This window comes from Pseudomonas sp. D2002 (assembly GCF_013385735.1).
Lineage (GTDB): Bacteria > Pseudomonadota > Gammaproteobacteria > Pseudomonadales > Pseudomonadaceae > Aquipseudomonas.
Window position 1 is genome coordinate 305,721 of record NZ_JACAPL010000009.1, and the last position, 20,090, is coordinate 325,810.

Consider the following 20,090-nt stretch of genomic DNA (forward strand, 5'->3'; position numbering starts at 1 on the left):
TTAAACGCGCTGCCTGCCTGGGCAACGCGGTTCCATAAAAACAACAGCGAGGTGAAAGCATGTCTGGTAATCGTGGTGTCGTGTATCTCGGCAACGGCAAGGTCGAAGTACAGAAAATCGACTATCCCAAAATGCAGGACCCCCGTGGCAGGAAGATTGAGCACGGCGTCATCCTGCGCGTGGTCTCCACCAACATCTGCGGCTCCGACCAACACATGGTGCGCGGCCGTACCACCGCACAGACCGGCCTGGTCCTGGGGCACGAAATCACCGGCGAAGTGATCGAGAAGGGCAGCGACGTCGAAAACCTGAAAATCGGCGACCTGGTCTCGGTGCCGTTCAACGTGGCGTGCGGCCGCTGCCGTTCCTGCAAAGAACAACACACCGGCGTGTGCCTGACCGTCAACCCGGCCCGTGCCGGTGGCGCCTATGGCTATGTCGACATGGGCGACTGGACCGGCGGCCAGGCCGAATACGTGCTGGTGCCGTACGCCGACTTCAACCTGCTGAAACTGCCGGACCGCGACAAGGCCATGGAGAAAATCCGCGACCTGACCTGCCTCTCCGACATCCTGCCGACCGGTTACCACGGCGCAGTCACGGCGGGCGTTGGCCCAGGCAGCACGGTGTACATCGCCGGTGCAGGCCCTGTTGGCCTGGCCGCTGCCGCCTCCGCCCGTCTACTCGGTGCGGCGGTAGTGATCATCGGCGACGTCAACCCGATCCGCCTGGCCCACGCCAAGGCCCAGGGTTTTGAAATTGCCGACCTGTCCAAAGACACGCCATTGCACGAACAAATCGCCGCACTGCTGGGCGAGCCGGAAGTCGACTGCGCCGTTGACGCGGTAGGCTTCGAAGCCCGTGGCCACGGCCATGAAGGCGCCAAGGCCGAAGCCCCGGCCACCGTGCTCAACTCGCTGATGGGCGTGGTGCGCGTGGCGGGCAAGATTGGTATTCCTGGGCTCTACGTGACCGAAGACCCAGGCGCCGTCGACGCCGCCGCAAAAATGGGCAGCCTGAGCATTCGCTTTGGCCTGGGCTGGGCTAAATCCCACAGCTTCCACACCGGGCAAACGCCGGTGATGAAGTACAACCGCCAGTTGATGCAGGCGATCATGTGGGACCGTATCAACATTGCTGAGATCGTGGGTGTGCAGGTAATCAGCCTGGATGACGCGCCACGCGGGTATGGCGAGTTTGATGCGGGTGTGCCGAAGAAATTTGTGATTGATCCGCATAAGTTGTTCAGTGCGGCGTAGATAGATGAGGAATTAAAAAAGCGACCGTAAGGTCGCTTTTTTTTGTGGGTGTTTTGGTTATTTAAGGGTTGTGAGTCGCAGATACGGGTCGGCCACCACGCCGTTTTTTATCAGGCGCGTTCCGCCGTAATCACAATGAACCTTCCCGTCCTTTTCGTTGATGGCTTCTGCCTTCAGTGCATATTCCGGGGCCAGGTAATCATCGTCAGTACCGGCAGTCTGACCTGTCCACGCCTTACCGTTGGCAGTGGCGGTGTATTGATAGCCTTCGCCGTAAGGCGATGGAAGGTTGGGGTCGGTGTAGGGTTTGGACTGGATGTCCGGTGTGGCCGGGCACTGGCCTATATCAGTGGCCGTTCGGTCTTGTGCGGCGGGAATACCGAGGGCGCTGAAGGCGGTAAAAAGGTTGGGTATCAATCCGATCATGATCGTTACAGCTCCTGTGTGTTTAGCCGGATGGCGGCTGTTTTGAGTGAGCTGTAGCGACGTTTCGGTTCCTTGGAATTGTTTACTTCGAGCAAACGAAAGGGCGACGTGTAGTCGCCCTTTTTTCCTCTGGTGTTTAAGCCTGCAAGCGCCGGCTGATCACATCCAGCAGGTCGCAGCCATCGCGCAGCGGAATGGCGCAAAGCAGGGCAAAGTCCTGGAGGACAAGGTTGTCGGTGTTCAGACCTTCACGAAACGCGAGGTTTTCCATGACTTGGGTCACCGCGCGGATGCGGTAGACGGCGGCGTCGTGGAGTACGTCGAGCGGGACTTGGGTGTCGATAAGCAGGGAAGGGGTGGTGCTGTCGTGGCCGGTGAGCGGCATGTATCGGTTCATGTTTTAACCTTTATTTCAGAGAGTGGGGCTACCACTCACACGTCGCCAAACGAATGGGTGGCAGCTGTACGCAGGTTGGCGAACCGGTGAAATAAAGCAAAGGCCGGCAGACCCGAAGGTCTCCCGCGCACAGCCGCCATGAAGCAGCTTTACGCGTACAAAAAAACCTGCAAAGGAGCAGGTGCTTTTGCATGCATTATTTCAATCGAGTCGCCAAACCCGTGTCGCCATGTGGACGACCGCCGAACTATAAGCGCCATCCATCGCCAGGAGCAAGTCGCCCAGCCGAGCAAGCCCGCTCCCACAGGGGTTGAGTGGTGTCAGCGCGAGGCCAGTGCGCCTTGGTAGAGCACCGGTCCGGTTGGTTGGCCAGTCGGTGAACCGCCTTGTGGCTCCAGGCTGACGGCCAGGGTCACGGGGGCGGTCAACAGCGCTTGCTGTTCTTTGCTCAACTGGATGCGGCCTTTACCCGAGCTAGGCACCAAACCCAGTGAGATCGGTTTACCGCCGGGCGCAATTGCCCACAATTCCAGGGCACGCGTCGGCTCAACAGCCGCCAACGTCAACGGCTCTACTTGCAAGTGATCACCAAATGTTTGGATCTGCAGCGCCGGTTGCTGATTCGCCGCCACCAGCGTGGCGTTGTACTCGGCGCCGATATCACGTTGATAAAGCACACCCACCAGCACGGCGACGACCACCGCGCAGGCGGCCGCCAACAGGCGCAAATTCATCCAGAACGGCTTCTTCGCCGGCACATGCAGCACTTGCGGTTCGATGCGCGCCTTGATGCCGGCCCACACGTGGTCGGGCACCGGCCGCTCGGGCAGTGCGCCGGTCAGGCTGGCGAGGGCGTCCTGCCAATGGCCGAGTTCGACGCGCAGCGCGGCGTCTTCCAGTAACAGCGCGTCGAAGCGCCGACGGGCGGTCGCAGGCATCAGCCCGATGGCATAGTCGGCGGCCAGGGCGCGGCGCAGGGCGGTGGTTTGGTAGTTCATGATTCAAGGCACCTGCGCAGGCGCTCCATGCCGCGGCGAATCCAGGATTTGACCGAGCCCAGGGGCGCGGCCAAGTGTTCGGCCAGTTCCGAGCACGACAGGCCCTGGAAGTAAGCCACGGTGATCGACTGGCGCTGCATGCCGTCAAGGGTGTCGAGGCAGCGGTTGAGGGCGCGGGCTTCGCGCAGGCTATCGAGTTGTTCGTGGGCGCTGGGGCTGTCGTCGAGCAGGGCGTCTTGCTGGCCGTCGGCCAAGGGCTGTTCGCGGTGTTTGCGCAATTGGTCGATGGCCAGGTTGCGCGTGATGTTCACCATCCAGGTCATGGGCGCTGCCAGATGGGCTTCGTAGCGCGAAGCGTTGTACCAGATGCGCACAAAAGCCTCCTGCAGCACTTCTTCGGCCAGGTCGGTGCGCCCCATGAAACGCAATGCAACACCGTGCAGCCGTGGCGAAACGCTGCGGTAAAGGGTCTCGAATGCCTGGCGGTTGCCCAAGGCGCACTGGGCCAGCAGAGGCTGCAAGGGGTCAGCATCGTTGATCGAAATAGGGCTTCTCCAGGCTCTCGAATGAGGGCGACGGGACGGCGCACGGTAGGCAGAGGGTAGACCAGCTTGTGCATTCATTCCATCCAACTCCGGGCGGTGCATGGTGGATATACGCGCAGGCGTGGCATTTGGATGCGGCGTTTTCTGAACTAATCTCCAAGTGGGAACAATCCTTCGGGGCTGTCAGTCCAACGCCTGCTTTTAGCTCTTACATTCAGAGGTTGTCTTGATGAAGATTTCACGCGGTTTTGCCCTGTCCTGCCTGATGACCGTGGCTGCCAGCCCGGTGTTTGCGGCAGGTTTCAGCCTCGGCGACGTGGCTAACGCCGTCTCCGGCGCCCAGGGCAGCAATGAAAAGGCCGCTGCAGCAGCGCCGAGCACCCAGACCGCAGGCCTGCTGAGCGCCTTGACCTCGCAACTGAACGTCACTCCCGAACAAGCCGTGGGCGGCACCGGCGCGATGTTGGGCCTGGCCAAAAACAAACTGAGCGGCAATGACTATTCGCAACTGGGCAAGAGCGTGCCCGGCCTGGATCAACTCTCGGGGAGCAATTCCCTGGGCAGCCTCGGTGCCTTGAGCGGGCTGCTCGGCCAGAGCGGCGGCAGCAAGACCAGCGGCCTGGACAGCGTGCTGGGTAACGTGAAGAGCACCAGCGACCTGAACACCGCGTTCAGCGCACTGGGCATGGATAACAGCATGATCGGCAAGTTTGCGCCGGTGATCCTGCAATACCTGGGCGGCCAGGGCGCCAACCAATCGGTGCTGGGCAAACTGGCCTCGGCCTGGGGCACTGGCAGCTAAATACGCTCTGCGCGCAGTTGTTCGATGCGCGCATCTTTCTCCATCCAGAGCTGGTTCACCCAGTTCTGGACGGTCTGGCGAAAGGCCGGATCATTCTCGTAATCGCCCTGCCACAGCGCCGGGTCGAGCTCGCGGGTGCGAATGTCGATGATCACTTTCGGCACCGCGCCGCTGATCAAATCCCAGAACCCTGGAATCTTTTGCTGCGGATAGACGACGGTCACGTCGAGCACTGCGTCCAGCTGTTCGCCCAGCGCCGCCAGCACAAACGCCACGCCGCCCGCCTTGGGCTTTAGCAGCCGCGCAAAAGGTGAGTTCTGCTGCTTGCGTTTGGCCTCGCTGAACCGCGTGCCTTCCAGGTAGTTCACCACGGTCACCGGCTGGCGCTTGAACAGCTCACAGGCTTCTTTGGTGATTTTAAGGTCCTGGCCCGCCAGCTCCGGGTGTTTGGCCAGGAACGCCTTGGTGTAGCGCTTCATGAAGGGGTAATCCAGCGCCCACCAGGCCAGGCCCAGGAAGGGCACCCAGATCAGCTCTTTTTTCAGGAAGAATTTGAAGAACGGCGTGCGGCGGTTAAGCGCCTGGATCAGCGCCGGAATGTCGACCCAGGATTGGTGGTTACTGATCACCAGGTAAGAGGTGTCGCCGCGCAGGTCGCCGCCGCCGCGAATCTCCCATTGGGTCGGGATGCACAGCGCGAAGATCAGCTTGTCGATTTCAGCCCAGGTCTCGGCGATCCACATCACGGCCCACGAGGCATAGTCGCGATAGCGCCCTGGCGCTACCAGCTTGAGCAGGGCGAACACCATCAGCGGCCCAAACAGCACCAGGGTGTTGAGCAGTAGCAGCAGGGTGACGAAACAGCCGGTGAGCAGGCGGCGCATAAGTAACTCTTGGAATTCTGTGGGCGGGCCATGATAAGCAAGCCTGGCCTATAGGCCAAATCGCAAATCGCCGTACGAATGTTTCACAATGTGAAGGCTATGCTGATCGTTCCCACGCAGAGCGTGGGAACGAGCTGCTGATGGCGGGGCTAACTAAGTGCTGCTTTTGCGGTCTAGAATCCGCCTACTTCTTTCGAGGAAATCACTTCGTGAAATTGCTCCTTGCTGCGTTTGCCTTAGTGGCTCTGCCGGTCATGGCTGGCGAACCGACCCTCTACGGTCGCTACGAATACATCCAGTTGCCGGAGATCGGCGAAACCTTCAAGGCCAAGATGGACACCGGCGCGCTGACCGCTTCGCTGTCGGCCCGTGACATCGAGACCTTCACCCGCGATGGCGACGATTGGGTGCGCTTCCGCCTCGGCGGCAAGGACGCCTCCAACAAAGTCTACGAACACAAAGTCTCGCGTATCAGTAAGATCAAGAGCCGCGCCGACGAAGACGATGACAAGGACGAAGCCACCGTGGCCAAGCGCCCGGTGATCGACCTGGAAATGTGCCTGGGCGACGTCAAGCGTACCGTCGAGGTCAACCTCACCGACCGCAGCAGCTTCAACTACCCGCTGCTGATCGGCGCCAAGGCCCTGCGTGAATTCGGTGCAGCGGTGAACCCGGCGCGTCGTTACACTGCCGACAAACCGGACTGCTGACGGACCCACATGCCGCATATCCTGATTGTCGAAGACGAGGCGGCGATTGCCGACACGCTGATATTCGCCCTGCAAGGCGAGGGCTTCACCACCACCTGGCTGAGCCTCGGCCAGGAGGCGCTGGCCCATCAGCGCCAGACGCCCGCCGACTTGATCATCCTCGACATCGGCCTGCCGGACATCAGCGGCTTTGAAACCTGCAAGCAATTGCGGCGTTTCAGCGAAGTACCGGTGATGTTCCTCAGCGCGCGGGATGCTGAGATTGACCGGGTGGTGGGCCTGGAGATCGGCGCCGACGATTATGTGGTCAAACCGTTCAGCCCACGGGAAGTGGCGGCGCGGGTGCGGGCGATCCTCAAACGCGTCGGCCCAGGTGTGGCGCCCAGCGTGTTTCAGATCGATCTGGAGCGCATGCAAATCCAGTATCGCGGCCAGCCTTTGAGCCTGACCCGCCACGAATTCCGCCTGTTGCAAAGCCTGCTCGAGCAACCCGAGCGCGTGTTCAGCCGCGAGCAATTGCTCGATGCAGTGGGCGTGCCCGCCGACGCCGGCTATGAGCGCAATATCGACAGCCATATCAAAAGCCTGCGCAGCAAACTGCGTAGCGTGGCCGCCGATGCCGAGCCGATCCAGACCCATCGCGGCCTCGGCTACAGCTACAGCCCGAGCCACAGCTGATGCGCCTGGGGCTGCGGATTTTCCTGGTGTACGCGCTGTTTATCGGCCTGACCGGCTACTTCGTGCTCAACACGGTCATGAAGGAAATCCGCCCCGGCGTGCGCCAGTCCACCGAAGAAACCCTGGTGGACACCGCCAACCTGCTGGCCGAGATCCTGCGGCTGGATGTGAAGAACGGCACCCTCGGCCAGAGCCACTGGCCGGAATTGCTCAAGGCCTACGGCAGCCGGCAACCGGGTGCGACCATTTGGGGCCTGCCGAAAAACCAGGTCAACCACCGCATCTACGTCACCGACGCCAAGGGCATTGTGTTGCTCGACTCCACGGGCGAGGCGGTCGGCCAGGACTATTCCAAATGGAATGACGTGTACCTGACGCTGCGCGGCGAATATGGCGCGCGTTCGACCCGTAATGAGTTGGATGACCCCAACTCGTCGGTGATGCACGTGGGCGCGCCGATCCGCGACAACGGCCAGATCATTGGCGTGGTCACCGTGGCCAAGCCCAACAGCTCGTTGCAGCCGTATGTCGATCGCACCGAACATCGCCTGCTGTGGTACGGCGCCGGGCTGGTGGTGTTGGGCCTGCTGCTGGGCGCGCTGTTGTCCTGGTGGCTGAGCCGCGCGTTGCATCGGCTGACCGCGTATGCCCAGGCGGTGAGCGAAGGTCGGCGCGCCGAGCTGCCGCATTATCGCGGTGGCGAACTCAAGCAACTGTCCACCGCCGTGGAGCACATGCGCACGCAGCTGGAGGGCAAGGCTTACGTCGAGCATTACGTGCACACCCTGACCCATGAACTGAAAAGCCCGCTGGCAGCGATTCGCGGCGCGGCGGAGCTGTTGCAGGGCGACATGACCCGCGAGCAGCAGCAGCGTTTCGTCGGCAATATCGACAGTGAAAGCGCGCGTTTGCAGCAGTTGATCGAACGCTTGCTGAACCTGGCCCAAGTGGAACAGCGCCAAGGCCTGGAAGAGCAAATCAGCATGCCGCTGGCCACCTTGGTCGACGATGTGCTTAAGGCCCAATGCGCACGCATCGAAGGCGCCGGCTTGCGCGTCGAACAGGCGATTGCCGCGGATGTGAAGGTGTTCGGCGAGCCTTTCCTGTTGCGCCAGGCGTTGGGCAATCTGCTGGATAACGCCCTGGACTTCACGCCAGCGGGCGGCACCTTGCGGTTCAGTGCGCACACTCAGCACAACGACGTGCAGGTCAGCCTGTTCAACCAGGCCGCGCCGATTCCCGACTACGCCTTGCCGCGTCTGAGTGAGCGTTTCTACTCACTGCCACGCCCGGCCAGCGGGCGCAAAAGCACTGGCCTGGGCCTCAATTTTGTCGAGGAAGTGATGAAGCTGCACGGCGGTGCGTTGCAGATCGGCAATGTGCCTGGCGGCGTGCAAGTGGTGCTGCATCTCCACACAGTCTCCACATTGCCCACATAAATCTCCCACAGGCGCGGCTCACTCTCTGCCCATCAAAACAGGGAGAGCCCTATGAACCGCAGCTTGCTTTTCAAACTTGGCGCGATTGCGCTACTGATCCTGCTGTTGCTGATTCCATTGCTGATGATCAACGGCATCATCAGCGACCGCCAACAGACGCGCGACGACGTCTTGATGGACATCGCCCGCAGCTCCAGCTACAGCCAGCGCCTCACCGGCCCGGTGATGGTGGTGCCGTATCGCAAGACCGTCCGTGAGTGGAAGCTCAATGAAAAACTCAACGAGCGCTACGAGCAAGTCAGCGAAGTGCGTGGTCGTCTGTATTTCCTGCCGGAGCAGTTTGAGCTCGACGGCAAGGTGCAAACCGAGCTGCGCTCGCGGGGCATTTACCAGGCGCGGCTGTTCCATGCCGACAACCGCATCAGCGGGCGTTTTGAGTTGCCTGCGCAGTTGGGCATTACGGAAAACTTTGCGGACTATCGTTTTGAGCCGGCGTTTCTGGCGGTGGGTATCAACGATATTCGCGGCATCGAAAATGCGTTGAAACTGGAGCTGGGCAGCCAGCGTCTGGAGTTTTCGCCAGGTTCTCAAGTGGCGTGGCTGGGGGAAGGCGTGCACGTGATGCTGCCCGAGCAAGACAGCAAAAAACCGGCCCCGCTGGACTTTGCCTTCGACCTGCGTCTGCAAGGCACCGAGCAGTTGCAAGTGGTGCCGGTGGGCAAGACCAGCCAGGTCAAGCTGGCCTCGAACTGGCCGCATCCCAGCTTTATCGGCAACTTTCTGCCGGCCCAGCGTGAGGTCACCGCGCAAGGTTTTACCGCCAACTGGCAGACCACGTTCTTCTCCACCAACCTGGAAGAAACCCTGCGCGGCTGTGAGTGGGACAAGGTGTGTGACGACTTCAACAGCCGCAGCTTTGGCGTGAGCTTCATCGACCCGGTGGACCAGTACCTCAAGAGCGACCGCGCGATCAAATACGCACTGCTGTTTATCGCCCTGACCTTTGCCGGCTTCTTCCTGTTCGAAGTGCTCAAGAACCTGGCGGTGCACCCGATTCAATACGCGTTGGTGGGCTTTGCCTTGGCGTTCTTCTATCTGCTGTTGTTGTCGTTGTCCGAGCACATCGGCTTTGGCCTGGCGTACCTGCTGTCGGCGAGTGCCTGCGTGCTGTTGATTGGTTTCTACGTGTGCCATGTGCTGCGCAGTGTTGCCCATGGCCTGGGGTTCTCGGCGGGGTTGGCGGCTTTGTATGGCTTGTTGTACGGGCTGCTGAGTGCCGAGGATTACGCGCTGCTGATGGGCTCGCTGTTGTTGTTCGGCCTGCTGGGCACGGTGATGGTGCTGACGCGCAAACTGGATTGGTATGGCGTGGGCAAGCGCAAGGTGCAGGTTGATCTGGAGGTGGGGCAATGATTGGGTTGCGGGAAGATCAGCAGGTGGGTGCGCAGTTGGCCGCAAGCATTGCCACATTCCTCAACGCCACCACCTTCCACTGTGGGAGCGGGCTTGCCCGCGAAGGCGGTGGGTCAGGAACAGAGGTGCTGGATGACACGCCGCAATCGCGGGCAAGCCCGCTCCCACAGTGTATTGGGGTGAATGTCAGATTGGGGGCTGGGTCTCTAGCATTGAAGGCCGCTGGCTGACCTTGGCGTACCAATCGGCAAGCTGGGGATTCGCGGTGCGCCATTGCAGGTCGGGGTGGCGGAAGTCGAGGTAACCCAAGGCGCAGGCCACGCTGATGGCGGCGATATCGAAGTGGCTGGCCAGCTCGGCAATTGCATTGGCCTCAAGTTCGGCGACAGCGCGGCGGATCTTGTTGCGCTGCTCATCCAGCCAGGGGGCCCAGTGCTTGTCCGCCGGGCGCATGGCGGTCTCGTAACGCACCAGCACGGCGGCATCCATGATGCCGTCGGCCATCGAAGCCAAGGTCAGGCGGCGCCAGCGGGCGGAGCCGTCACGGGGGATCAGCGGGTTGCCGACATGCTGGTGGTCGAGGTAATCGAGGATCACCCGGCTGTCGTGCAGCACCGAGCCGTCGGCCAGGCGCAGGGCCGGGATCTTGCCCACGGGGTTCTCCTGCACCAGCTGCGCGTCCGGGTTGACCGGCGTCGGCATGCAGCCGTGCAAGGCCACGCGGTCCTGCTGGCCGGTCTCGGCCAGCAGCACGCGGACTTTGCGCACAAAGGGTGAGGCGGGGTTGTGGAACAAGGTCATGCTGGGCGTGGACATGGGCATTCCTCGAAATGGGCAGTGGCTAGCCTAGAGGGTTGTTCAGTGGCTGGCGAGGGGGCTTTTGAGTGTTTTTCAGGGCCTCATCGCAGGCAAGCCAGCTCCCACCTTGAAATGCATTCCCCCTGTGGGAGCTGGCTTGCCTGCGATGGCGCCCTCAGCCGCGCCGCTTGAACAACGCCCAAACACCAATCACAGCAGGAACCCCCAACCCGACCCAACTCAACGAATCCCACAGCCCATCCCCCAGCAACGCCGCAAACAACCCGGCCGCACTGAGCACGCCAATCCCCAGCGGAATGCCAAACACCTTCCAGAAATTCGACTGACGCGGCTTCATGCCTTGGCCGCCTTGCGCCGCACGATCCATAGATAAACGCCGCTGCCCAGCACAATGATGGTCAGCACATCCAGCACCGCCCACAGGATCTTCATCGGCATGCCGCCGTAGTCACCAAAGTGCAGCGGCTGGGACATGCCCATGGCGTCCATGTACCAGGGCCGCTCGGCGATGGCCGTGACGGCGAGGGTGCTGGCGTCGATCAGCACCGGCGTCAGCAAGTGTGACGTCAGGTGCGTGCTGCCCTTCATGAACACCGCGTAATGGTGCTCACTGGAAAAGCGCGTGCCGGGGAAGGCGATAAAGTCCGGCTGCATGCCGGGCGCGGCTTTGGCGGCGATGCTCAGCAACTCGGTGGCCGGTGCGCGTTGGGTCAGCGGTGGCGCGTTTTTGTACGGCTCGATCATCGCGCTGAGGCTGTCTTGGCGCCAGGCGGCGATGATCAGGTCGGCGCAGGCACTGATCACACCGGTCACGCCTACCACCAACGCCCAGGTCAGCGTGACCACACCGATCAGGTTATGCAGGTCGAGCCAGCGCAGGCGCGTGGACTTGTCCTGGCGCACGGTGGCGAACTTCAACCGGCGCATGAACGGCAAGTACAACACCGTGCCCGAGACAATCGCGACTACAAACAGAATGCCCATGAATGCCAGCAGCAACTTGCCCGGCAGGCCGGCAAACATGTCCACGTGCAGGCGCAGCAGGAACAGCGTCAGCCCACCGTTGGCGGCCGGCGTTTCCACGGCTTCACCGGTGCGCGCATCGAGCATGAAGGTGTGCGACGAATTGGGCTCGGTGCCGGCAGTCGCGGCCATGATCGCGATCACGCCGTTCTTGTCGTCCTCGTCCCACGCCAGGTATTGCATCGCCTCACCGGGGCGGTGCGCCTGGGCTTTTGCCACCAGTTGCTCGAGGTTCAGCTGCGGGGTGTCGGCAGGCATCTGCGCCAGTTCAGGCTCGTTGCCCAGCAGGTGATCGATCTCATGGTGGAAGATCAACGGCAGGCCGGTGAGGGCCAGCAGCAGGAGGAAGACGGTGCAGATCAGGCTGGTCCAGGTGTGGATGAAGGACCAGCGGCGGATGGTTTTGCTTTTCATTTTTCTAGCCTTCAGACACACCAAAGCCGCCCCGGAGGACGGCCTGGTTATTAACTCAGCCGATTACCACTGGTAGGTGGCGCTGGCGACGACGCTGCGTTGGTCGCCGAAGTAGCAGTAGGAGCCATCGCAGGTGGAAATGTAGTCCTTGTTGAACAGGTTAGTGGCGTTGAGTTTCACCGAGGCACCTTTGAGGCTGTTGTCGAGGCGGCCAAGGTCGTAATGCACGGCACCGTCGAACACCGTGTAGGCATTTGCCTTACCCAGCCAAGTGTTAGCTTGGTCGCCATAAGTGTTGCCGGTGTAGCGGGCGCCAAAGCCGATGCCGAAACCATCGAGTACGCCGTTGTGCCAGGTGTAGTCGGTCCACAGGGAGGCTTGCTGCTCGGGCATCAGTTGCAGGCGGTTGCCTTTGAATTCGCCTTTTTGTACTTCGGATTTGGCCAGGGTATAAGCAGCGATGACCTTGAGATTCTCGGTCACGTCAGAAACGGCTTCCAGTTCCAGGCCTTTGACTTTCACTTCCCCGGTTTGGTCAGTGACTGATTGGCCACCTGCGCCGGTGCTCGTAACCAATACGTTTTTCTGCGTCAGATCGTATATCGCCGCACTCAGCAAAGTGTTGGAACCAGGCGGCTGGTACTTGATCCCCAGTTCCCATTGCTTGCCTTCGGTGGGCTTATAGGACTTGAGTGGGTCTACGCTGGCGTTGCTCGCTGGCTGGAAAGATTCCGCGTAGGACAAGTACGGCACAAAGCCCGAGTCAAACACGTAGCTCAATGCCGCGTTGCCACTGAAGTTCTTGCTGCGATCAGTATTAGTCGCATCGTTTTTGTTGAAGTAGGTGGTGCCTTGATGCACCCAGTCTTCACGCCCACCCAACGTCAGGCGCCACTTATCCAAAGCCATCTGGTCTTGTGCATAGAGGCCGGTTTGTACGGTTTTCTGGTTGTAGTCGTAGTACGCATCGGTGCGTGGGGGGCGCACTACCGGTGCAGTGTTGACGGGGTTGAAGATGTTGATGCGCCCGGCGGGGCCGTAGATCGACAGGTAAGAAGTGTCGGTGCGCTGGTGGTCCAGGCCCAACAGAAGGGTATGGGTGACATCACCGGTTGCGAAGTCGGCCTGGAAGTTGTTGTCGACCGCGAATTGGCCGATGTTCTCATCAACGTTGGTCGAGGTGCGGTCGATATTGCCCGTAGCGTCTACTGGATAATAGGCAAAGGCACCCACGGTCAGTTGTTGGAATGAAAGCTCCGATTTGGTGTAACGCAGGTTCTGCTTGAACTGCCAGGTATCGTTGAAGCGGTGCTCGAACGCATAGCCCAATGCGTAGTAGGTGCGGTCGTAGAATTCGTAATCCGGGTCGCCCAGATTCTTATGATGGGAGACTTTACCCAACGGAGAATCGATTTTGGTGCCCACAATTGGCAAAAACTGACTGGTGGCACCGGTATCGTCCCGAGTGAACTGCGACAGGAAGGTCAGCTTGGTATCGGTGTCGATATTCCACGTCAGGCTCGGCGCAATGTTGTAGCGCTTGTTGTCGATGTGGTCGACCTGGGTGCCGGCGTCGCGCACTACACCGCTGAGGCCATACAGGAACTGGCCTTCATCATCGATTTTGCCGGTGCTGGCAAAGTTGATCTGGCGGTAGTTGTCACTGCCGTATTGCACTTGGACGGCGTTGCTCGACTCAGCACTTGGACGGCGGCTGACCATGTCCAGCAGGCCGCCCGGTGGCGTTTGGCCGTAGATCGACGAGGCCGGGCCACGCAGCAAGGCCAGGCGATCGAGGTTCCAGGTTTCGGCTTTCGGGTTGGCGTACACACCACGCGGCAGTGGCAGGCCGTCGAGGAATTGCGTGGGTTCAAAACCGCGCACGCGCATCCAGTCGTAACGGGTGTCGCTGCCATAGCTGGAAGAGACGATGCCGGGCATGTATTTGACCGCGTCATCGAGGTTCTGGACGTTGCGGTCCTGCATCTGCTGCCGTGTGGCGACGGAGATCGAACGCGGTGCTTCGACCAGTGCGGTGTCGGTCTTGGTGCCGGCGGCGGTGCGTGTTGCCAAGTAGCCTGTCACCGGGCCCCAGGCACTTTCGGTGTTGCCCTGAGCAATGATGCTCGTCTCCGGCAACGCCACAACCCCCTCCGGAATCGCCACCAACGTAAACGTCCCGGCGCTGCTCTGCTCCAACTGCAACCCGGTCCCACGCAACGCCTCGCGCAGTGCGCCCTGTGCATCGAACTGGCCGTTGACCGGTGCCGAGGTCTTGCCCGCTGCCAGCGAAGGATTCAGCGTCAGCGCAAGGCCGGCCTGGCTGGCGATCTGGTTCAGGGTGCTGGCCAACGGCGCCGCCGGCAGGTTGTAGGCGCGCACGCTGGAAGCCTGTTCAGCGGCGATCAGCGTGGTGCTGGCCAGCGGGGCGCTGAGGGCAATGGCCACGGCTAACAGGCTGGGGCGCAACAAGGTGTCTAGCGTGCGGGACATAGGGCGGCTCCTGAATGGAAGTAATTCGCAATTGCCTATGTGCCGAGCGAGATTCAAAAAGTGATAGGGCTGGGTGGAAATATTTTTCAGGGTGGTCTTGAGGACCCCATCGCAGGCAAGCCAGCTCCCACAGGGGGAATGCATTTCAAGGTGGGAGCTGGCTTGCCTGTGATAGCCATTGCCCAAACTGCGCAAAACTCAGGGCTTGGCGGTGACGGTCACCCACCACGGCGTGTGCTGCTCAATCTGCACCGGCAGGGTCGGCAGCAGCGCGTTCAGCGCCAGCGTGGTGTCGTGCAGCGGGAAGCTGCCGGTGATGCGCAGGTCGGCGACGTTTTTATCCACGCCCAGATAGCCGGTGCGGTAGCGGCTGAGTTCCGCGACCACATCGCCCAGGCGGGCGTTGTCGACCACCAGCATGCCGCGCGTCCAGGCGTCGGCGGCGGGTGTCACGGCAAGCAGCGGGCCGAGGCCGTCGCTGCGCATCAGCACTTGCTGGCCTTGCTTGAAAATCTGTTCCTTGTGCAGCGCCTCAGGCTGGGCGGCCACGGCGGACTGCAACACGCTCAGGCGCGTGGCGTCGTCTTCGCGTTTGACGATAAACCGCGTGCCCAATGCGCGCAGGCTGCCGTCGCGGGTTTGGACATAAAACGGGCGGGCATCGTTATGGCCGGTCTCGACGAGAATCTCGCCTTCCTGCAGCACAATCAGCCGGCGTTTTTCATCAAACCGCACGTCGATGGCGCTGTGGGTGTTGAGGTTGATCAGCGTGCCGTCCGCCAGTTTCAGGGTGCGCTGCTCGCCGGTGGCGGTGCGTTGGTCGGCCAGCCAATAGTGGATCGGCACGTAACGCTCGCCGGCAAACAACGCCAGGCCGCAGACCAGCGCGATACTCGCCACGCCGCGCCCCAGCTTGCGCACGCGCTGGCGAATGCCTTCGCGTGACTGCAACAACGCCGCCCGCGCCGGGCCTGCGGCCACGCTGAACCGCTGGTCGAGCATGCCCAACTGGCGCCAGGCGCGTGCATGCTCTTCATCGCTGGCCAGCCATTTGGCGAATTCTTCCTGTTCCACGGCACTGCCGTCGCCGGAGTCGAGGGACAGTTGCCACGCAATCGCGGCATCCAGCACACGCGCCGACACCGGTTTGGTGCTGATCACCGTCACAACGGCTCGCCGTACAGCGCGACGTAGCATTGGCGAATGCCCTGGGCCAGGTATTGGCGCACGCGCGGCACCGACACGCCGAGGCGCTCGGCGATTTGTGCGTGGCCCAGGCCGTCGAGGCGGTTATAGAGGAAGGCGGCGCGGGCCTTGCTCGACAGCTTGCCGAGCAGGCGGTCGATGGCCTTGAGGTCTTCGAGGATCAGTTGCTGTTCTTCCGGCGACGGGTGTTCGCTTTCCGGGATCAGCATCAATTCGGTGAGGTAGGCCTGTTCCAGCGCCGCGCGCCGGAAGTAGTCGAACAGCAACCCTTTGGCGATGGCCACCAGAAACGCGCGGGGCTCGCGGGGTTCGCGCAGTTCGTCACGGCCCAGCAGGCGCATGAACGTGTCCTGGCTCAGGTCTTCGGCGCGGCTCGGGCAGGCCACATTGCGGCGCAGCCAGGCCAGCAGCCAGCCGCGATGGTCGCGATACAACGCGCCAACTAGCTCACTGTGCGGGGTCTGGACCGACGACAAGGCATCACCGAATAAACAAGAGGTTTAAACTAACGAGAATTATTCGCGATTGTGTCAGAGGCAAGCAGTGGGCGCAATTGGCGTCTGTCGGGCGATCGTTCCCACGCTCAGTGTGGGAATGCATCCCGTCCCTTGTGCGGGGCTTGAGTTTTGCGCCACAAGCGGACGCGGAGCGTCCCCGCCGGCATTCCCACGCAGAGCGTGGGAACGATCTTAGAAACCGGGGGCTTGTTTGCGCCGTTTCCATTGGCTCAAGCGCGCCTGAAGCGCCTGCGGGGAGTCGATGTGCTGCTGGCGCGCACGACTCAACAGGATGAGCATCAGCTCCGCGGTGGCCAGGGCGTCGGCGCTGGCGTGATGGCGCTCGCCGACCTGCAGCTTGAAGTGGTTGATCCAGTCGTCCAGCCCGGCCTCGCGGATATTCGCTTCGGGGCACAGCAGCGGGGCGATGTCGGCGACGTCGAGGAACGGATGCGCCAGGCGATAACCCAGGCTGTCTTTGAGTGCGCGGCACAGCATGTGTTGATCGAAGGGCGCATGGAATGCCAGTAACGGGCTGTCGCCAACAAACGCCATGAACTCCAGCAACGCCTCGGCCGGGTCGCTGCCGGCGGCAATCGCACTGGGGCCGAGGCCGTGGATCAACACGCTGGGGCTGAGTTTGGTTTCGGCACGGTGCAGGGTGCGCTCGAACATCTGCGAAAAATCCACGGCGCCGTCTTCGATCACCACGGCGCCGATGGACAGCACCTGGTCACGGTTGAGGTTCAGGCCGCTGGTTTCCAGGTCGACCACGACCCAACGCTGGCTGCGTAAGGCGCCGTCGCCCAGCACCGCGGGTTTAGGCAGTTGCGCCAGGCGCCGCTGCTGTTCTGCGTCGAGCCCTGGCTTTTTCGTACGCAGCCAGTCGAACAGGCTCACAGTTGATACCGAAAGGTCAGGCTGCTTTGCAGGCGCTGGGCCTGGCGCAGGGATTCACGCAGGATGCGCCGGTCCAGGTGGTTGAGGCTGTCGGGATCGACGCGGTTGGAATACGGCTGGTTCTCGCGGGTTTGCAACTGGTGCTGCTGCATGCGGGTTTGCTGGATAAAGTGATAGGCCTCTTCGTACGCGGCGCCGTCCAGGGGCTCGATGACCTCTTTGGTCACCAGCTGGCGCAGGCGCTCCAAGGTGTTATTGGCGTGAACGCCATTGGCCAGGGCCAGCAGGCGCGCGCCATCGACAAAGGGCGTGAGGCCTTGCACCTTGAGGTCGAGGGTGGCCTTTTCGCCACCTTTGCGCGTCAGCACGAAATCGCGGAAGCGCCCAACGGGCGGGCGCTGGCGCAGGGCGTTCTCGGCCAGCATGCGTTGAAACAGCCGGTTATCCGCGACTTGATCCAGAACGCTCTGGCGCAATTGCTCGCAGCCCTGTTCGTCGCCCCATACCACGCGCAAATCGAAATAGATGCTGGAGGCCAGCAGGTTCTCAGGCGTCGCCTCGCGGATAAACGCGCCGAAACGCCGCGCCCATTCGGCCCGCGACAGGCACAGCTCGGGGTTGCCGGCCATGATGTTGCCCTTGCACAAGCTGAAGCCGCACAGCGCCAGGCTCTGGTTGATCTGCTGCGCCAGGGGCAACAAGCGGCCGCGAATTTCGGCGGCTTCGGCGGCGTCCTTGGCGTCGAACAGAATGCCGTTGTCCTGGTCGGTAAACAGGGTTTGCTCGCGGCGGCCTTCACTGCCGAAGCACAACCAGCTGAAGGGCACGCCGGGGTCGCCTTTGTCGGCCAGCGTCAGCTCGATCACCCGGCACACGGTGTGATCGTTGAGCAGCGTAATAATGTGGGTGATCTGCGTGGACGACGCGCCGTGGGCGAGCATGCGTTCCACCAGTTGGCCGATCTCGCCGCGAATCGCCACTAGGTTTTCTACCCGCGGCGCATTGCGGATGGTGCGGGCCAGGTGCACCAGGTCCACCCGTTGCAGGGAAAACAGGTCGCGCTCGGACACCACGCCACACAAGCGCTGGTCTTTCACCAGGCACACGTGGGCGATGTGCCGCTCGGTCATGGCGATGGCGGCGTCGAAGGCGCTGTGGTCGGGCGTCAGGAAGAACGGCGCCTGGGTCATATGGCCTTCGATGGCTTGATTGAAATCACTGGTGCCGTCGGCCACCACTTGGCGCAGGTCGCGCAAGGTGAAGATCCCGAGAGGCGCCTTGTGCTCGTCGACAATCACGATGCTGCCGACTTGCTGCTCATGCATCAGCGTCACCGCCTCGCGCAGCGGCGTGCTTGGGTTGCAGGTGACCGGATGGCGCATGGCCAATTCGCCCAGGCGCGTGTTCAACGAGTACTGGGTGCCGAGGGTTTCCACGGCTTTTTGCTGCACCTGCTGGTTAACCTGGTCCAGCAGTGCGCTGACACCCCGCAGGGCGAAATCGCGAAACGGGCTGGAGAGTGCGAACAGCTTGATAAACGCCGGCTTGTTCAGTTGCAGGCAGAAGGTGTCTTCGGCGGCCTTGTGCTCGGTGCGGGTCGCGCGTTCGCCCAGCAGCGCGGCGAGGGGGAAACATTCGCCGGTGGTGATTTCGAAGGTGGTTTGGGTGGAGTCCGGCCGTTCGCCGACGACTCGGCCTTGCTTGACGATGTAGAAATGCTCCACCGGCCCGCCCGACGGCTTGAGGATGCTGTCGCCGGGACCGTAGAAGCGCAATTGGCACTGTTCCACCAGAAACGCCAAGTGGGCATGTTCCATCTGGTTGAACGGCGGGAAGCGTTGCAGGAATTGCAGGGTGCCGTGGATGTTCTGCAACACGGCGGTTTTTCCCGCCTGGGTGAAAGCATCAGCTTTACTCATAACAGTGACCGCAGTTTCTTGTCGTTATCGTCCTTTATGGTCAGCCCCCGCGCCCTGGGTGCCCATTGGACGTAAGTCTAGGTAGCGGTAAACCGATGGGCGACTAGGGAAAAACCTTACATGACTATCGTCCAAACCCCGTAGAACACCCACTAGGCAAACTTTCCGACGAAGTGCACATTGTTCGCCCTTCTGCAGATGTCTGACGAGTGTGCTGGGAGATTGATGAGAACTGCTGAGAAACGTATGTCCGACCACGATATTTTGAGCGATGCCGAGCGCGAGGCGCTGAGCGCTGTGATGCTGGAGCCTGATTTACCGCCACAACGCGTGTTGATTGTTGATGACGACAAGGACGCGCGTGAACTGCTGGCGGAGATCCTGGGCCTGGACGGCATTCGCTGCATGACGGCTGACAGTGGTGAGGCCGCGTGGGATTTGTTGAAAACCAGTAGCTCTATTGGTCTATTGATTACTGACCTGCGCATGGAACCCAGCAACGGCCTTGAACTGATCGAAAAGGTGCGCGAGTCCGAGCGGGCGGCGTTGCCGATCATCATCATGTCGGGGGACGCCGAGGCGCCGGATGTGATCGATGCGATGCACTTGAGTGTGGTGGACTTTTTGCTCAAGCCGATTGATAGCGTGAAGTTGGCGAAGATGGTCAAGCGTGAATTAGGAATGGCGCAGTAGTTACCGTTGGTCAGGTTTGTCCGATACCTGTTAGTTTTAACAGTAGGAAAGCTTGGGAGGCTCTTGTTTACTGGGTGAAGTAGCGCGCAGAGATCGTTACTTTAAATACCCATTAAGCGGGAGATGGAAATGGCGACTAAAAGTCCGTTCAAAGGCTCGGCAATTCTAAAAGTTACCTATAAAGATAAACCTCACCTTGAATTTAATTTGGATAAGGTTGAAGGGGCCGCAAACAATTTCGTGGCGTTTGACAATAAAGGCAAACCCATCTTGGCAATTGTTTACCCCGAGAACGTTGAAGACGGTAAAACCTATAATTTTGAATACGCCGCAGATCATCCTTGGGGGTTACGCTTCTCTGGCGACGGGGACGAGCGCTCTTTGGCCGGGAAAGTTACTGTGATAGTTACGGATGGTGGCGATCATCAAGCACTGACGATCGCGGCGGTTTATGAAAAAGAAGTAGGTAAGAAGTACGTGTTTGAGGGGAAGGCTGATATTCAATACATCCCATGATAAAAACACATGGGTTAATTATAGGTGTTGACTTGAACTCCCTGATCTCAAGATCAGGG

21 protein-coding genes are annotated in these 20,090 nt (G+C 61.0%); 8 read left to right on the forward strand and 13 right to left on the reverse strand.

Annotation, left to right across the window (positions count from 1 at the left end; genetic code table 11):
- Positions 1-59: 59 nt before the first annotated feature.
- On the forward strand, positions 60-1,259 hold the full coding sequence (gene fdhA / locus HX783_RS19150) for a formaldehyde dehydrogenase, glutathione-independent (protein WP_034116135.1): 1,200 nt from the start codon (positions 60-62) through the stop codon (positions 1,257-1,259).
- Between the two features lie 57 nt (positions 1,260-1,316).
- On the opposite strand, the gene HX783_RS19155 is transcribed toward fdhA, so the two are convergent.
- The 4 genes from HX783_RS19155 to HX783_RS19170 all read right to left on the reverse strand — a co-directional run bounded on the left by HX783_RS19155 (position 1,317) and on the right by HX783_RS19170 (position 3,703).
- A complete protein-coding gene (locus tag HX783_RS19155; RefSeq protein ID WP_177017914.1) occupies positions 1,317-1,685 on the reverse strand; it encodes a hypothetical protein in 369 nt (122 codons plus the stop codon).
- Positions 1,686-1,821: 136 nt separating this feature from the next.
- A complete protein-coding gene (locus HX783_RS19160) occupies positions 1,822-2,082 on the reverse strand; it encodes a hypothetical protein (RefSeq protein ID WP_237235701.1) in 261 nt (86 codons plus the stop codon).
- Positions 2,083-2,402: 320 nt separating this feature from the next.
- Positions 2,403-3,080, reverse strand: a complete 678-nt coding sequence (locus HX783_RS19165; protein WP_177017915.1) for an anti-sigma factor domain-containing protein — start codon at positions 3,078-3,080, stop codon at positions 2,403-2,405.
- Entirely contained in the window at positions 3,077-3,703 is a 627-nt protein-coding gene (locus HX783_RS19170; protein WP_177017916.1) for a sigma-70 family RNA polymerase sigma factor, read from the reverse strand. Before HX783_RS19170 ends, HX783_RS19165 begins: the two co-directional genes overlap by 4 nt.
- A 151-nt stretch (positions 3,704-3,854) precedes the next feature.
- On the opposite strand from HX783_RS19170, the gene HX783_RS19175 reads away from it, so the two are divergent.
- Positions 3,855-4,427 carry a DUF2780 domain-containing protein gene (locus HX783_RS19175; RefSeq protein WP_177017917.1) on the forward strand — a complete coding sequence of 191 codons (573 nt, stop codon included), beginning with the start codon at positions 3,855-3,857 and terminating at the stop codon, positions 4,425-4,427.
- On the opposite strand, the gene HX783_RS19180 is transcribed toward HX783_RS19175, so the two are convergent.
- Positions 4,424-5,311, reverse strand: coding sequence for an acyltransferase (locus HX783_RS19180; protein ID WP_177017918.1), 888 nt, complete (start codon positions 5,309-5,311; stop codon positions 4,424-4,426). The two genes, HX783_RS19175 and HX783_RS19180, sit on opposite strands and share 4 nt — an antisense overlap.
- 209 nt (positions 5,312-5,520) lie before the next feature.
- On the opposite strand from HX783_RS19180, the gene HX783_RS19185 reads away from it, so the two are divergent.
- From HX783_RS19185 to creD, 4 genes are read left to right on the forward strand one after another with little or no spacing between them, the layout of a single operon-like run.
- Complete coding sequence (locus HX783_RS19185) at positions 5,521-6,021, forward strand: ATP-dependent zinc protease (protein WP_159960447.1); 501 nt, start codon at positions 5,521-5,523, stop codon at positions 6,019-6,021.
- 9 nt (positions 6,022-6,030) lie between these two features.
- Positions 6,031-6,699, forward strand: a complete 669-nt coding sequence (creB, locus tag HX783_RS19190) for a two-component system response regulator CreB (protein ID WP_159960445.1) — start codon at positions 6,031-6,033, stop codon at positions 6,697-6,699.
- The gene (gene creC / locus HX783_RS19195; RefSeq protein ID WP_177017919.1) at positions 6,699-8,138 is read left to right on the forward strand and encodes a two-component system sensor histidine kinase CreC; all 1,440 of its coding nucleotides are present in this window, start codon (positions 6,699-6,701) and stop codon (positions 8,136-8,138) included. Before creB ends, creC begins: the two co-directional genes overlap by 1 nt.
- Before the next feature lie 51 nt (positions 8,139-8,189).
- A complete protein-coding gene (creD, locus tag HX783_RS19200) occupies positions 8,190-9,551 on the forward strand; it encodes a cell envelope integrity protein CreD (RefSeq protein WP_177017920.1) in 1,362 nt (453 codons plus the stop codon).
- A 186-nt stretch (positions 9,552-9,737) separates the two neighbouring features.
- On the opposite strand, the gene HX783_RS19205 is transcribed toward creD, so the two are convergent.
- From HX783_RS19205 to HX783_RS19240, 8 genes are all read right to left on the reverse strand, one after another.
- The gene (locus tag HX783_RS19205; RefSeq protein ID WP_177017921.1) at positions 9,738-10,367 is read right to left on the reverse strand and encodes a glutathione S-transferase; all 630 of its coding nucleotides are present in this window, start codon (positions 10,365-10,367) and stop codon (positions 9,738-9,740) included.
- A gap of 157 nt (positions 10,368-10,524) precedes the next feature.
- The gene (locus HX783_RS19210) at positions 10,525-10,707 is read right to left on the reverse strand and encodes a hypothetical protein (protein WP_094949497.1); all 183 of its coding nucleotides are present in this window, start codon (positions 10,705-10,707) and stop codon (positions 10,525-10,527) included.
- On the reverse strand, positions 10,704-11,807 hold the full coding sequence (locus HX783_RS19215; RefSeq protein ID WP_177017922.1) for a PepSY domain-containing protein: 1,104 nt from the start codon (positions 11,805-11,807) through the stop codon (positions 10,704-10,706). Before HX783_RS19215 ends, HX783_RS19210 begins: the two co-directional genes overlap by 4 nt.
- A 63-nt stretch (positions 11,808-11,870) precedes the next feature.
- Complete coding sequence (locus HX783_RS19220; protein ID WP_177017923.1) at positions 11,871-14,300, reverse strand: TonB-dependent siderophore receptor; 2,430 nt, start codon at positions 14,298-14,300, stop codon at positions 11,871-11,873.
- Positions 14,301-14,498: 198 nt separating this feature from the next.
- Complete coding sequence (locus tag HX783_RS19225; RefSeq protein ID WP_177017924.1) at positions 14,499-15,467, reverse strand: FecR family protein; 969 nt, start codon at positions 15,465-15,467, stop codon at positions 14,499-14,501.
- On the reverse strand, positions 15,464-15,982 hold the full coding sequence (locus tag HX783_RS19230; protein WP_159960429.1) for an RNA polymerase sigma factor: 519 nt from the start codon (positions 15,980-15,982) through the stop codon (positions 15,464-15,466). The genes HX783_RS19225 and HX783_RS19230 overlap by 4 nt, the downstream gene beginning before the upstream one ends.
- A gap of 213 nt (positions 15,983-16,195) precedes the next feature.
- The gene (locus tag HX783_RS19235; RefSeq protein ID WP_159960427.1) at positions 16,196-16,903 is read right to left on the reverse strand and encodes a PolC-type DNA polymerase III; all 708 of its coding nucleotides are present in this window, start codon (positions 16,901-16,903) and stop codon (positions 16,196-16,198) included.
- Positions 16,900-18,822, reverse strand: coding sequence for a putative nucleotidyltransferase substrate binding domain-containing protein (locus HX783_RS19240; protein ID WP_177017925.1), 1,923 nt, complete (start codon positions 18,820-18,822; stop codon positions 16,900-16,902). Before HX783_RS19240 ends, HX783_RS19235 begins: the two co-directional genes overlap by 4 nt.
- A 246-nt stretch (positions 18,823-19,068) precedes the next feature.
- Between HX783_RS19240 and HX783_RS19245 the strand changes: the two genes are divergently transcribed.
- Together HX783_RS19245 and HX783_RS19250 are read left to right on the forward strand one after the other, a co-directional pair.
- On the forward strand, positions 19,069-19,515 hold the full coding sequence (locus HX783_RS19245; protein ID WP_177017926.1) for a response regulator: 447 nt from the start codon (positions 19,069-19,071) through the stop codon (positions 19,513-19,515).
- A gap of 129 nt (positions 19,516-19,644) precedes the next feature.
- Positions 19,645-20,031 carry a hypothetical protein gene (locus tag HX783_RS19250; protein ID WP_159960421.1) on the forward strand — a complete coding sequence of 129 codons (387 nt, stop codon included), beginning with the start codon at positions 19,645-19,647 and terminating at the stop codon, positions 20,029-20,031.
- Positions 20,032-20,090: the final 59 nt, after the last annotated feature.